Below are 12,610 nucleotides of genomic sequence, written 5' to 3'. Positions count from 1 at the left end.
AACTCCTGTCCGCCTCCGGCTCGCCGAACGGTGGCCGGCCGCGCGGACAGGATTCCGAACTCGTCCGGAGTACCGAAGGTGGTTCGGTTGCGCCGGACACCATGGGAACTCGGCCGGACGCGTCCGATCCGCAGCGGGCGCGTCCGGCTGGGTCCCGTCGCGGTCACCGCGGCGTGCGGGGGCGTGCCCGCTCGTCCTCGACCGACTCCGACCGGCCCGAGGGCCGATCGGCGGATACGGTGGCGGCCGGATCCGAGGGCGGGACGGTCGAGCAGGCGAAGGAGGCGTGTCTCCGCTTGCTCGCCGCCCGCGCCCGCAGTCGTGCCGAACTGGCCCAGCGTCTCGCCGCCAAGGGGTATTCGCCCGAGGTGAGCGAAGAGGCGCTCGATCGCCTCGCCGAAGTGGGCCTCATCGATGATGCCGCTTTCGCCGAGCAATGGGTGCACTCTCGCCACGCCTTCTCCGGTAAAGGCAAGCAGGCGCTCGCTCAGGAACTCCGGCGCAAGGGCGTCGCGCAGTCGGACGCCGCCGCCGCCCTAGACGCCATCACCACCGACGACGAGGAGACACGGGCCGGTGAGCTGGTCCGCCGCAAATTACGCTCCTTGCCGCGAGACCTGGACCGGGACAAGATGATTCGTCGTCTCGTCGGCATGCTCGCCCGGCGCGGATACAGTCAGGCCACGGCCTATCGGGTGGTCAAAGCCGAATTGGCCGATCGAGGGGTCGAGGGCGACCTCGACGGGCCCGTCGACTGAGCTTCCGGCCCCTGGCCGCTCGCGGTAATGGCGCGCCACGCTTCACCGGCTCGATAAGACAGCGGCTCGGCCCCATAGCGCGAAGCCGTATCCCGCTCACAACTGCGTTCCACGCCGGTCGGATACGCGGGATACGGATGGTAGGTGCGGCTACCGGCTCGGTGCCGCGCCCGCGGCTAGCGGAATCTGGGCCGGCTGCGGCGTTTTCGATCACTTCGCTGATTGTCGCTGCTGGGACAGCCGATCGGGGCCCGGCCCGCGGCGGTCGAGGTCAGCACCCTTCGTACCGCCGCCGCGGAGGTGCACCGCTGCGTGGGTTTCGGCTGCGGCATCGCCGGTCTACCCCGCTCCGGTGTCGGCTGATGGACCGGCGGCCTCGATACCCGCCTCGGCGGCGTGTTCGTCCTCCGACGATGTGGCGGTCCCGGTCACCTCGACCGCGCCGAGGATCACACCGCCCGCGTGCCGGATGAAGACGCCGGCCCGCGCGGGGCCGGCGCGGCGCAGTTCGCCAGGGAAGGAGAACGACTCGTCGAACAGTAGGTCGGAGGTACGGCTGGTCATCGATCATCAACTCCCGCAGGTACGAAGCACTGATGACCGTCCCACCGGTCGAATACCGGGGATCGGCGTATGCCTACGAGATTGGCGGGACGCCGCCGAGTGCACGAGTGTTGCGCTCAGCTCGAGCACAACACCCCGGCGCCTCCATCGGTGCCGCCCGGTATTGCCGCGCAGTAGCCAGTTCGCTTGCGCGGCAACGACTCCGCCGGTCGGCTCAGGGCTTCTTGCCGATGTCGACGCCGGGTGCCGCGTCGGTGATGATCGAGTCCGCGGCGACGACGGCGCCGCCGCCCTTGCCACGTTTGCGCGCCCGCAGCCGTCGTTCCAGCCTCGTGGCAACGAGCGTCAACGCGCTGTTGAGAGCGATCATGATGATCGCGATGATGATCAGCGCCGGAATCGTGTTCTGTTCGGCCGCGCCGAGTTGCTGGCCCGAGCGCACCACCTCGACGTAGGTGATCTGGTAGCCCAGCGCCGAGTCCTTCAGCGCGACCACCATCTGCGAGATCAGCGCGGGCAGCATCGCCGTGACCGCCTGCGGCAGCAGGATCAATCGCATCAACTGGTTCTTGCGCATGCCGAGCGCGACAGCCGCCTCGGTTTGTCCTTTCGGCAGCGAGCGGATGCCCGCTCGCACGATCTCCGCGATGACCGAGCCGTTGTAGATGGTCAAGGCGGTGACCACCGCGGCGAGCGCGAGATCATCGGACTTGAACACGTCGTACTCGGAGTACACGGCGAACAGGAAGATCATCAGAATCAGCACCGGGATGGCCCGCGCCACCTCGACGATCGCCCCCGCGACCCAGCGCACGATGCGATGATCCGACAGCCGCAGGACGCCGAAGACCATGCCCAGGATCAACGCGAACACGATGGACAGCAGCGCGGCCACGATCGTGCCGCGCAGACCGGGCAGCAGATAGGTCGACCAGACCTCGGCCTCCAGGAACGGCTTCCACTTCTCCGCGGTGAACTGCCCCTTGTCGGCGAAACCGCGGTAGAGCAGCCAGCCTGCCGCGGCCACCACGGCCAGTACCAGCACCGAGTAGATATTGTTGCGCAGTCTCGCCTTCGGGCCCGGCGCGTCGAACAGGACCGAAGGGCCCGCGCTCATACCCGCGCCTCGCTGACGCTCATCGAGCCACCTCGTACTTCTTGGCCAGCCAGCCGAAGAACAGGCCGGTCGGCAGGGTCAGGATCACGAAGCCGAGCGCGAAGATCGCGCCGATCGCCAGGACCGCGGCTTCGGTCTCGGTCATTTCCGCCATCAGCGTCGCCGCTTCGGCGACACCGATGGCCGAGGCGATGGTGGAGTTCTTGGTCAGCGCGATCAGGACGCTGCCCAGCGGGGCGATGACCGAACGAAATGCCTGCGGCAGCACGACCAGCCGCAGGTTCTGCAGGAAGCCGAGGCCGAGCGAGCGCCCCGCCTCGGACTGGCCCATCGGTACGGTGTTGATGCCCGCACGCAGCGACTCGCAGACGAAGGCGGCGGTGTAGATGCTCAAGCCGACGACTGCGAAGCGGAAGTTGTTCTGCGCCAGAGAGTCCGGCCCCTCACCTGCGAGGCGCCAGCCCATCGTCGTGTAGAGACCCAGCGACATGAACACGATGATCAGCGTGAGCGGGGTGTTGCGGAAGATGGTGACGTACGCCGTGCCGACCCAGCGGGCGACGGGCACGGGAGACACGCGCAAGCCCGCGACGACAGTGCCCAGGATCAGCGCGCCGACCGCGGAGAGCACGGTCAGTTGGATTGTCACCCAGAAGGCTTCGAGGATTTGGTCGTCATACCTCGAGATCAGGTCGAACACGGCGGACGCGTCCCTCCGATCAGGTTTCGATGGTCAGGGAAGTGCGGCGGGTGGCCCGCGCCGGGCAGGGGCCGGGCCACCCGTCCGTATGCGGGGAGGTCAGTACCGATTCACGGTCGGCGGCTGCGGGGCCTGGTAGCCGGACGCGCCGACGGTCGAATCGAAGGCCTTCTTCCAGGAGCCGTCGGCGATCATCGCCTCGATGGCGTCGTTGATCTTGTCCCGCAGTTCCTTGTCGCCCTTCTTCAACCCGATGCCGTAGTTCTCCGTGGTGAACGGCTTGCCGACCACCTTGAACGCGCCGCTGCTCTGCGCGGCGTAACCGGCCAGGATGATGTCGTCGGTGGTCACCGCGTCCCAGGAGCCGGCGCGCAGGCCCTCGAGGCAGAGCGAGTAGGTGTCGTTCGTCTGCAGCTGGGTGTCGGGGAAGTTCTTCTCGATGTTCTGGGCCGGCGTGGAGCCCTTCACCGAGCAGACCTTCTTGCCCTTGAGGTTGTCCGGGCCGTTGATGTCGGCGTTGTCGGCCCGCACCAGCAGCGATTGCCCGGCGGTGTAGTACGGACCGGCGAAGTCGACCTTGTCCTTGCGCTTGTCGTTGATCGAGTAGGTGGCGACGATGTAGTCGACCTGCCCGTTCTCGATCAGCGTCTCACGCTGCGGCGACGGCGCCTCCTTGAACGTGATCTGGTCCGGTTGCACGCCCAGTTTCCCTGCGACGTACTTCGCCACCTCGATATCGAAGCCGCTGTATGACCCGTCCTTGTTCCGCAGGCCCAGACCGGGCTGATCGAATTTGATGCCGATGGTGAGTTTGCCGTCCTTGGCGTTGTCCAGGGCGGACTTGTCGTCGCCGCCGCCGCAGGCGGTGGCTGTCGCGGCGGCGAGTGTCAGGGCGATCGCTCCGACGCCGATGCGCAGAGCGCGATTGATCCTCATCGAGTTCCTTCTCCCTATCCGTGGGTGCTGGCCGCTGTCCGGCAGATCAGTGGCTCAAAATCTTGCCCAGGAAGTCTTTGGCCCGCTCCGACTTCGGGGCGGTGAAGAACGCCTCCGGCGGCGCGTCCTCCACCACCTGGCCGTCGGCCATGAAGAGCACCCGGTTCCCGGCGCGGCGCGCGAAGCCCATCTCATGGGTGACGACCAGCATCGTCATCCCCTCCTTGGCCAGCGACACCATCACCTCGAGCACTTCGTTGACCATCTCCGGGTCCAGCGCGGAGGTCGGCTCGTCGAACAGCATCACCTTCGGGTTCATCGCCAGCGCCCGGGCGATGGCGACGCGTTGCTGCTGCCCGCCGGACAGCTGTGCGGGGTACTTGTCGGCCTGATCGGCGATGCCGACCCGGTCGAGCAGTTGCATCGCGCGGGCGCGGGCGTCGTCTTTCTTCACCTTGCGGACCTTGATCGGCGCGAGCATGACGTTCTCGACGATCGTCTTGTGCGCGAACAGGTTGAACGACTGGAAGACCATGCCTACGTCGGCTCGCAGGGCGGCCAGCGCGCGGCCCTCGGCGGGCAGTGCGACACCATCGATGGCGATGTCCCCGGAGTCGATCGGTTCCAGCCGGTTGATGGTGCGGCACAGCGTCGATTTACCGGAGCCCGACGGGCCCAGAACGATGACGACCTGCCCTTTCGGGACCTCGAGGGTGATGTCCTTGAGTACGTGCAGGTCGCCGAAGTGCTTGTCCACATTGCGCATCAAGATCATCGGCGGCGCGCTGGTGGCGGCGCTGACGTCCCCGGCAGAGGCGTCCCCGGTCGTGCCGGGAGCGGCGGCGTCGTCGGTCATGGTCATGACCTTAGGCAAAAATCGGGGATTTGCCCGGCTTTCCGCGACACACCGTCTCGCCGCGCCGATTCGACATGTGCGCGTAACCTCACAGTCCCTTCGGCGTCGGCGGCAGACGCCCGGAGCCTGCGCCGATGCGCGCGAAAACCGCCGGAGGCCGCCCCGTACCCTGGATGGGTGGATTCGATCGGACAGGCACTGTCGGCTCCCTCCGAGGGCACAGCACGCAGTTACGAGGTCCGCACCTTCGGCTGCCAGATGAACGTGCACGATTCCGAACGCTTGTCGGGTTTGCTGGAGGACGCGGGATACGTGAAGGCCGCGCCCGGCGCGACGGCCGACCTCGTCGTCTTCAACACCTGCGCGGTGCGCGAGAACGCCGACAACAAGCTCTACGGCACGCTCGGTCACCTGGCGCCGACCAAGGCGAGCCGTCCGGGCATGCAGATCGCCGTCGGCGGCTGCCTGGCGCAGAAGGATCGCGACGTCGTGGTGCGCAAGGCGCCGTGGGTGGACGTGGTCTTCGGCACCCACAACATCGGTTCACTGCCGGTGCTGCTGGAGCGGGCCCGGCACAACCGGGAAGCCCAGGTGGAGATCCTGGAGTCGCTGGAGGCGTTCCCGTCCTCGCTGCCCGCCAAGCGCGAATCCGCCTACGCGGGCTGGGTTTCCATCTCGGTCGGCTGCAACAACACCTGCACCTTCTGCATCGTCCCCGCCCTGCGCGGCAAGGAGGTCGACCGCCGCCCCGGTGACGTGCTCGCCGAGGTGCAGGCGCTGGTGGACCAAGGTGTGCTCGAGGTGACGCTGCTCGGCCAGAACGTGAACTCCTACGGCGCGTCGTTCGCCGACCCGAGCGAGCCGCGCGACCGCGGCGCGTTCGCCAAGCTGCTGCGCGCGTGCGGGCACATCGACGGCCTGGAGCGGGTCCGCTTCACCTCGCCGCACCCGGCCGAGTTCACCGACGACGTGATCGAGGCCATGGCCGAGACCCCCAACATCTGCCCGCAGCTGCACATGCCGCTGCAGTCCGGCTCGGATCGGGTGCTCAAGGCGATGCGCCGCTCGTACCGCAAGGCCCGCTACCTCGGGATCATCGACAAGGTCCGCGCCGCGATGCCGCACGCCGCGATCACCACCGACATCATCGTGGGCTTCCCCGGCGAGACCGAAGAGGATTTCCAGGAGACCCTCGATGTCGTGCGGCAGGCGCGTTTCACCAGCGCCTACACCTTCCAGTACTCCAAGCGGCCCGGTACACCCGCCGCGGACATGCCCGACCAGCTGCCCAAGGCCGTCGTGCAGGAGCGCTACGAACGCCTCATCGCGCTGCAGGAGGAGATCTCCTTGGCCGCCAACCGGGAACTGGTCGGCACCGAGGTGGAGTTGCTCGTGGCCGAGGGCGCGGGCAAGAAGAACGCCGCGACCGCGCGCATGAGCGGCCGCGCCCGCGACGGCAGGCTGGTGCACTTCCGGCCGGGCGGCACCGCCGAACCGATTCGCCCCGGCGACCTGGTCACGGTCGACATCACCGCCGCGGCGCCGCACCACCTCGTCGCCGATGCCGCGATCAAGACGCACCGCCGCACCCGCGCCGGTGACGCGCACGAACGCGGTGTCACGCCGAAGACCGCGCCGATCGGTGTGGGGCTCGGGCTGCCCCGCATCGGCGCGCCCACCCCGGAACCCGCGGCCGCGGGTTGCTCGACCGGCTGCGGCGCATGACCACCGGCCCGGACGACGACGCCACCCGCGATGGCGACGGGGCGGTTCCCCCGTCCGGTGACGACGCGTCCGCGACGCGGCACCGGCCCGGCAGCCGCGACGCAGACGAACGAAACGAGGACTCAGTGAGCTCGGTCGAGAGCACCGGCGATTTCGAACAGTTCCGCGACGATCTCGACGCCGTCGAGCGCAAGATCGCCGGTGAGATCGACCCCGGCATCCGCGCCATGGTCGTGGCGGGTGCGGTGTTCCTGCTGCTGGCCTCGCTGGTCCTGTCGCACGCGGGCGCCGCGCGCGGCTTCGACGTGCTGTTGAACACCGACGTCGCGCGGGCCGAGCACATCGGGCTTCCCTCGCGGGTCTTCGTCTGGTTCCTCGTGGTCTTCGGCATCGGGTTCTCGATGCTGGCGCTGATGACCCGCCGCTGGGTGCTGGCCTGGATCGCCGTCGCGGGCAGCGCCGTGGCAAGCGTGTTCGGCGTGCTCTCGATCTGGCACCGCCAGACCCCCGGCGTGGGCAACTACATCGGCGCGGGCCCTGGCATCGGGCTGATCCTGGGCGCGATCGTGACCGTGGTGCTCACCTTCCACTGGGTCCGCGTGGTGTGGAGCCGCACCGCGCTGCACCTGGCCGCCGAGGAGCAGCGCCGCAACGCCGCCGCGGCCGCGGAGGAACGCGACCGGCGCCGCCTCATGGGCGACTCCTGACCTGATCGCGCACACGAGCGGCCCTTCCCACCGGGAAGGGCCGCAATCGTCGATCGAGCGAACTCAGCGGTTGCTGACGGCGCCTTCGGCGGCCTCGGCCCATTCCCGCCACTGCTTGGCCTGCTCCAGCGCCTTCTCCGCGTCGCGCGCGTTGCCCGCGGCCTGCGCTTTCGCCGCCTGCTCCTCGAACTGCGCCACGCGCTCGCGGAACTGGGCGGCGCGGGCCATCGCCTCGGGGTCGGTGCGCCGCCACTGCGCGTCCACGGCGTCGCGCACGCGCTTCTCGATCGCCCGCAGCTTGCCTTCCAGTTCCTGCATGCGCTCGCGCGGAACCTTGCCGATGGCGTCCCACTTCTCCTGGAGTTCGCGCAGCGCGCTGCGGGCCGCTTCCAGATCGGTGGACGGATCGATGAAGGCGTAGGCGCTCAGCAGTTCCTCTTTGGCGGTCGCGTTCTGTTCGAACTCGGCGTCGCGCTCGGAGACGGCGGCGTTGCGGGCGGCGAAGAAGACATCCTGCGCGCTCTTGAAGCGCCGCCACAGCGCCTCGTCGGCCTCGCGTGGCGCGCGCCCGGCGGCCTTCCACTCGGCGAGCAGATCGCGGAAGACGCCCGCGGTGGCCACCCATTCGGTGGAGCCGGACAATTCCTCGGCCTGCACGCACAGTTCTTCCTTGCGTGACTTCGCGGCGGCGCGTTCGCGATCCAGCTCGGCGAAGTGCGCGCCGCGGCGGCGGTTGAACGCCTCACGGGCCTTGGAGTAGCGCTTCCACAACGCGTCGTCCACCTTGCGGTCCACGCCCCGGATGGACTTCCACTCGTCGAGGATCTCGCGCAGCCGATCGCCCGCGGCCTTCCACTGGGTGGACTCGGCGGCGATCTTCTCCGCCTCGGCGGCCAGCGCCTCCTTGCGCTCGGTGTGCTCGTGCCGGGCGCGCTCCTTCTCTTCCTTGGCGTGCGCGGCGGCTTCTTCGGAGTGCTCGGCGATGGCCTGCAAGCGCCGGCCCAGCCCCTCGATGTCCCCGATCACCGCGGCGGTCGGCAGCGACTCGGCCAGCGCCACGGCGGCGGCCTTCGTCTTGCGCGCGTCCGCACCCGCGGCCAGCCGCGCCTCCAGCAGGGCGACCTCGGTGGCCAGGTCGTCGAACCGGCGGCCGAAGTGGGCCAGACCCTCCGTGGCGTCACCGGCCTGCCACGAGCCGACCTGGCGTTCGCCCTCGGGGGTCTTCACCCAGGCGGTGCCGTCCTCGTCGACCCGGCCCCACAGGCTCGGATCGGAGACGGTGGGGACCACGACGGGATGGGGATGCTGCTGGGCGGGGCCCGGGGCGGGTTTGACCGCGTGCGGCTTGGGCGGTGGAATCGAGCGGCCCGGTTTCGGGGCACCGGAAGAACGGGGCATCTTGCCGGGGCCGGCTTTCGCGGTTCCGTTGCTGTCGGTCATGTTTCCTCGTCCCTGCCGCGCGTCACGGCTGCCTGGTTACGCCCTCGCTCATCCCATTCAACCCGGTCCGAGCCCTTGTGACCATCGACCCATGCCTTCCCGAGGAGGAATCCCGGGGGTTTCCAACCCCTGATGACCTGGGTTGTAGCTCCTCGAACACTATCAATTCCGGCGGTATTTCCGGCAGAGACACTCGAAGCCGGGCGGTACCGGTGGTCCCGGCAACGACTACGGTTACGACGTGTTCTCCGTCGCCGCTCTCGTTCCGTCGCCACCCGTGCTGGTCCCCGAGCTGTGCGGCGGCGTGGCGGACGCGATGGGAGCGGGCGATCCGGACCCGCGCGTGGTGCTGCGGTCCGCCGTGCTCGACGCCGTACGCGCCTTCGCCGCCGTGGCGCAGCGCTGGACGGTGCTCGGCGTCGGCGCAGGTGAGAGCACGTTCGGTCCGGAGACCGCGGGCACGTTCCGCGGATTCGGCGCGGACGTGCGCGTCGGGCTATCCGGCGCGGCGGTCGCCGCGGCGCAGCGGGCCGATGCCGGCCTGCCGTTGGCCGTGCTGATCGGAGGATGGCTACGCGGGCAGGTCGCCCCGAGCGCAACCGCCGAGGCTCGCATCGTCCCCGCGGACGCGACGGCGGAGCACTGCCGCGAGGCCGGGGCGAAGCTGCGCGCCGATCTGGACGGCGATGCCGCGCCGCGCGGTGTGCTGGTGGTCGCGGACGGCGCCGCGACACTGTCCACCAAGGCGCCCGGTTACCTCGACGAACGGGCCCGGCCGGTGCAGGACCGGCTGGACCACGCGCTGAGCACGGGGGATCGCGCCGCGCTGCGGGCACTCGATCCCGGTCTGTGCGCCGAACTGAGCCTCTCGGGACGCGCCGCCTACCAGGTGCTGGCCGGGCTTTTCCTGGCCGACCCGCTGGTCGAGACGCGGTACTGCGATGCCCCGTTCGGGGTCGGTTACCACGTGAGCATCTGGCGGCCCGCGGAAGGCGAGGCCCCGTGACCCATTCCGGCATCACTCCGATCGCGGTCGTCGGTCCCACCGCCACCGGCAAATCCGATCTCGCCCTCGATCTGGCCGAACGGCTCGGCGGCGAGATCGTGAACATCGACGCCATGCAGCTCTACCGCGGCATGGACATCGGCACCGCGAAGCTGCCGCTCGCGCAGCGCCGGGGCATTGCGCATCACCAGCTCGACGTGCTCGACGTGACGGATACCGCGTCCGTGGCCGCCTATCAGGCGGCGGCAAGCGCGGACGTCGTCGCGATCATGGGGCGCGGCCGGGTGCCCATCATCGTGGGCGGTTCGATGATGTACGTCCAGGCGCTGCTGGACGAGTGGGAGTTCCCGGCCACCGATCCGGCCGTCCGGGCGCGCTGGGAGGCGATGCTCGCCGAGCGGGGTGTCGCGGCCGTGCACGCGGCGCTGCGCGAGGCCGATCCGGTGGCCGCGGCCACCATCCTGCCCACCGACGGCCGCCGCATGGTGCGGGCGCTCGAGGTCGTCGAACTCACCGGACGGCCGTTCGCCGCCTCGGCGCCGACCATCGGGCCGCCGCGGTGGGGCACCGTCATCATCGGTGTGGACCGGGAGACCGCGGCGTTGGACGAGCGCATCGAGCGGCGCACCGCGGCGATGTTCGAGGGCGGGCTGGTCGAGGAGGTGCGCGGCCTCGTCGAGCACGGCCTGCGCGAGGGCGTCACGGCGCGGCGCGCCATCGGCTACGCACAAGTCCTGGCCTATCTGGACAACGAATACGACCTGAACCACGCTCAGGAACGCACCCTGATCGGCACCCGGCGCTACGTGCGCAGGCAACGCTCCTGGTTCCGGCGCGATCCTCGGGTGCGGTGGGTGGACGGCGCCGCGCCGGAACCGGCCGCGAGGGCGCTGGCCCTGCTCGAAGAGAAAGAACGGACTCCGCAGTGACCCGACGAGTGAGCACGCGCAACGCCTCCGTCCAGGTGTGGCAGGCATATCTCAACAACCGCACCAAGCGTCATCGCGACGGTCGTTTCCTGGTGCAGGGGGTGCGTCCGATCACGCAGGCCGTGGCCAACGACTGGCCGCTCGAGACGTTGTTGTACCGCCTGGGCGGCCCGGAGCTGTCGGGCTGGGCGCGCGAAGTGCTGGACACCAGCAGCGTGCCGCAGGTCGGGCTGGTGCCCGAGCTGATGGCCGAACTCGGCGAGAAGTCCGGAGGGATACCGGAACTCGTGGCGGTCGCGGAGTCGCGGCAGCCCGAGCTGGAGACCTTCGAGCCGGGTGAGCCCGGGGAGGACGCGCCGGTGGTCGTGGTGTTCGACCGGCCCAACTCGCCGGGCAATCTCGGCACCCTGATCCGCTCGGCCGACGCGTTCGGGGCCTGCGTTGTCATCGTCACCGGGCACGGCGCCGACCAGTACGACCCGCAGGCCGTACGGGCCTCGACCGGTTCGCTGTTCGCCGTGCCGGTGATCCGCGCCGCCGGGCCCCCGCAGGTGCTGGAGTTCCGCGACCGGCAGATGCGCCGCGGCATTCCGACCCGCATCGTGGGGACCGACGAGCACGCCCCGCACGCCGCCTACGACTACGACTTCACCGACGCGACCATCCTGGTCGTCGGCAACGAGACCAGCGGGATGAGCGCCGCCTGGCAATCGGCCTGCGACGACATGGTGTACATCCCGATGGGCGGCACGGCCAGCTCGCTGGGGGCGCCCTCGGCGGCCGCGGTGGCGCTCTACGAAATTTCCCGGCAGCGCCGGACGTTTGCCAAGTGACGACGAGATAGGGAGACATCGCCCGTGCCGGATATCGAGTTCACCAAGGGTCACGGCACCCAGAACGATTTCGTGGTGCTGCCGGACCAGGGGGCCGACCTGGCGCTGACGGCCGCGCGGGTCGGCGCGCTCTGCGATCGCCGCCGTGGCCTCGGCGCGGACGGCGTGCTGCGGGTCGCGCGCGCCGGTGCGCTGCTGGCCGCCGGGGTACTCGCGGAGATCCCGGAAGGCATCGGCGCCGACGACTGGTTCATGGACTACCGCAACGCCGACGGTTCGATCGCCGAGATGTGCGGCAACGGCGTGCGCGTGTTCGCCCACTACCTGAACGTGTCGGGACTGGAGACCCGCGACAGTTTCGTCGTCGGCAGCCGCGCGGGCGCGCGCCCGGTGACGGTGCATGCCGGGAACTCGGTCACCGGCGACGTCACCGTCGGTATGGGGCCGGTGCGCGAACTCGGCGCGTCCACCGCGACCCTCGCGGGCTGGGCGCTGCCCGGGATCGGCATCGACGTCGGCAATCCGCATCTGGCCTGCGTCGATCCGGGGATGTCCGCGGACGCGCTCGGGAAGCTCGACCTGACCGTGGCGCCCGGCTTCGATCCGGACCTCTTCCCGCACGGGGTCAACGTCGAGATCGTCACCGCGCTGGACGCCGACGGTTCGGTCGACATGCGGGTCTACGAGCGCGGTGTGGGCGAAACCCGTTCCTGCGGAACGGGTACCGTCGCCGCGGCCGCCGCGGCGCTGGCCGCCGACGGCTTCCGGATCGCCGCGGACACCGGCCGGGTGACGGTCCGGGTGCCCGGCGGCGAGCTGACCGTCGGGCTGGAACGCGGCTCGGCGTGGCTGCGTGGGCCGTCGGTTCTGGTGGCCGCGGGCCGCCTCGCCGGATCGTGGTGGGACGGGCTGTGAGCGCCGCCCTCCGATAACCGCGTGCGTGCTGCGGTGATGTCGTGGCAGCATGGATGGTGTATGAGGAAATCAGAGACGTATGAATTCACTCCGGCGGACGCGAACGATCGCGCTGCCGAGGCGG

At 69.8% G+C, this 12,610-nt stretch carries 13 protein-coding genes; 7 read left to right on the top strand and 6 right to left on the bottom strand.

From position 1 onward, the window contains the following. Positions 1–101: 101 nt before the first annotated feature. The gene (gene recX, locus NG1_RS23190; protein ID WP_084499125.1) at positions 102–758 is read left to right on the top strand and encodes a recombination regulator RecX; all 657 of its coding nucleotides are present in this window, start codon (positions 102–104) and stop codon (positions 756–758) included. A 339-nt stretch (positions 759–1,097) separates the two neighbouring features. Here recX and NG1_RS23185 read toward each other — a convergent pair whose 3' ends face one another. From NG1_RS23185 to NG1_RS23165, 5 genes are all read right to left on the bottom strand, one after another. Then, positions 1,098–1,322 carry a hypothetical protein gene (locus tag NG1_RS23185; RefSeq protein WP_062974039.1) on the bottom strand — a complete coding sequence of 75 codons (225 nt, stop codon included), beginning with the start codon at positions 1,320–1,322 and terminating at the stop codon, positions 1,098–1,100. 214 nt (positions 1,323–1,536) lie between these two features. After that, on the bottom strand, positions 1,537–2,439 hold the full coding sequence (locus tag NG1_RS23180; RefSeq protein WP_062974037.1) for an amino acid ABC transporter permease: 903 nt from the start codon (positions 2,437–2,439) through the stop codon (positions 1,537–1,539). Positions 2,440–2,458: 19 nt separating this feature from the next. Beyond that, entirely contained in the window at positions 2,459–3,139 is a 681-nt protein-coding gene (locus tag NG1_RS23175) for an amino acid ABC transporter permease (RefSeq protein WP_062974035.1), read from the bottom strand. Positions 3,140–3,238: 99 nt separating this feature from the next. After that, on the bottom strand, positions 3,239–4,075 hold the full coding sequence (locus NG1_RS23170) for a glutamate ABC transporter substrate-binding protein (protein WP_062974033.1): 837 nt from the start codon (positions 4,073–4,075) through the stop codon (positions 3,239–3,241). 46 nt (positions 4,076–4,121) lie between these two features. Next, positions 4,122–4,850, bottom strand: coding sequence for an amino acid ABC transporter ATP-binding protein (locus NG1_RS23165; protein ID WP_062974098.1), 729 nt, complete (start codon positions 4,848–4,850; stop codon positions 4,122–4,124). A 258-nt stretch (positions 4,851–5,108) separates the two neighbouring features. On the opposite strand from NG1_RS23165, the gene miaB reads away from it, so the two are divergent. Further along, on the top strand, positions 5,109–6,656 hold the full coding sequence (gene miaB / locus NG1_RS23160) for a tRNA (N6-isopentenyl adenosine(37)-C2)-methylthiotransferase MiaB (RefSeq protein WP_218018990.1): 1,548 nt from the start codon (positions 5,109–5,111) through the stop codon (positions 6,654–6,656). Next, positions 6,653–7,363 carry an Rv2732c family membrane protein gene (locus tag NG1_RS23155; protein WP_062974096.1) on the top strand — a complete coding sequence of 237 codons (711 nt, stop codon included), beginning with the start codon at positions 6,653–6,655 and terminating at the stop codon, positions 7,361–7,363. Before miaB ends, NG1_RS23155 begins: the two co-directional genes overlap by 4 nt. Before the next feature lie 63 nt (positions 7,364–7,426). Here the strand turns inward: NG1_RS23155 and NG1_RS23150 are convergent, their stop codons facing one another. Then, a complete protein-coding gene (locus tag NG1_RS23150) occupies positions 7,427–8,803 on the bottom strand; it encodes a DUF349 domain-containing protein (protein ID WP_062974031.1) in 1,377 nt (458 codons plus the stop codon). A gap of 241 nt (positions 8,804–9,044) precedes the next feature. Between NG1_RS23150 and NG1_RS23145 the strand changes: the two genes are divergently transcribed. Genes NG1_RS23145 through dapF form a run of 4 tightly spaced genes read left to right on the top strand, consistent with a single transcriptional unit; the run spans position 9,045 to position 12,486 of the window. Continuing rightward, the gene (locus NG1_RS23145; protein ID WP_062974029.1) at positions 9,045–9,809 is read left to right on the top strand and encodes a class III extradiol ring-cleavage dioxygenase family protein; all 765 of its coding nucleotides are present in this window, start codon (positions 9,045–9,047) and stop codon (positions 9,807–9,809) included. Beyond that, on the top strand, positions 9,806–10,738 hold the full coding sequence (gene miaA / locus NG1_RS23140; RefSeq protein WP_062974027.1) for a tRNA (adenosine(37)-N6)-dimethylallyltransferase MiaA: 933 nt from the start codon (positions 9,806–9,808) through the stop codon (positions 10,736–10,738). The genes NG1_RS23145 and miaA overlap by 4 nt, the downstream gene beginning before the upstream one ends. Then, positions 10,735–11,571, top strand: a complete 837-nt coding sequence (locus NG1_RS23135; RefSeq protein ID WP_062974024.1) for a TrmH family RNA methyltransferase — start codon at positions 10,735–10,737, stop codon at positions 11,569–11,571. The genes miaA and NG1_RS23135 overlap by 4 nt, the downstream gene beginning before the upstream one ends. A gap of 33 nt (positions 11,572–11,604) precedes the next feature. Further along, the gene (gene dapF / locus NG1_RS23130) at positions 11,605–12,486 is read left to right on the top strand and encodes a diaminopimelate epimerase (RefSeq protein ID WP_062974092.1); all 882 of its coding nucleotides are present in this window, start codon (positions 11,605–11,607) and stop codon (positions 12,484–12,486) included. Positions 12,487–12,610: the final 124 nt, after the last annotated feature.

The sequence above is a fragment of the Nocardia gamkensis NBRC 108242 genome (genome assembly GCF_001612985.1).
In the GTDB taxonomy this organism is placed as follows: domain Bacteria; phylum Actinomycetota; class Actinomycetes; order Mycobacteriales; family Mycobacteriaceae; genus Nocardia; species Nocardia gamkensis.
This window is presented reverse-complemented; position numbering and strand designations above follow the sequence as displayed.

Bases quoted from the DNA above. Each gene is read 5' to 3' on its own strand.
- NG1_RS23165 (WP_062974098.1), bottom strand. From the start codon at position 4,850: ATGATCTTGATGCGCAATGTGGACAAGCACTTCGGCGACCTGCACGTA.
- NG1_RS23150 (WP_062974031.1), bottom strand. From the start codon at position 8,803: ATGACCGACAGCAACGGAACCGCGAAAGCCGGCCCCGGCAAGATGCCC.
- NG1_RS23170 (WP_062974033.1), bottom strand. From the start codon at position 4,075: ATGAGGATCAATCGCGCTCTGCGCATCGGCGTCGGAGCGATCGCCCTG.
- recX (WP_084499125.1), top strand. From the start codon at position 102: ATGGGAACTCGGCCGGACGCGTCCGATCCGCAGCGGGCGCGTCCGGCT.
- NG1_RS23180 (WP_062974037.1), bottom strand. From the start codon at position 2,439: ATGAGCGCGGGCCCTTCGGTCCTGTTCGACGCGCCGGGCCCGAAGGCG.
- NG1_RS23185 (WP_062974039.1), bottom strand. From the start codon at position 1,322: ATGACCAGCCGTACCTCCGACCTACTGTTCGACGAGTCGTTCTCCTTC.
- NG1_RS23155 (WP_062974096.1), top strand. From the start codon at position 6,653: ATGACCACCGGCCCGGACGACGACGCCACCCGCGATGGCGACGGGGCG.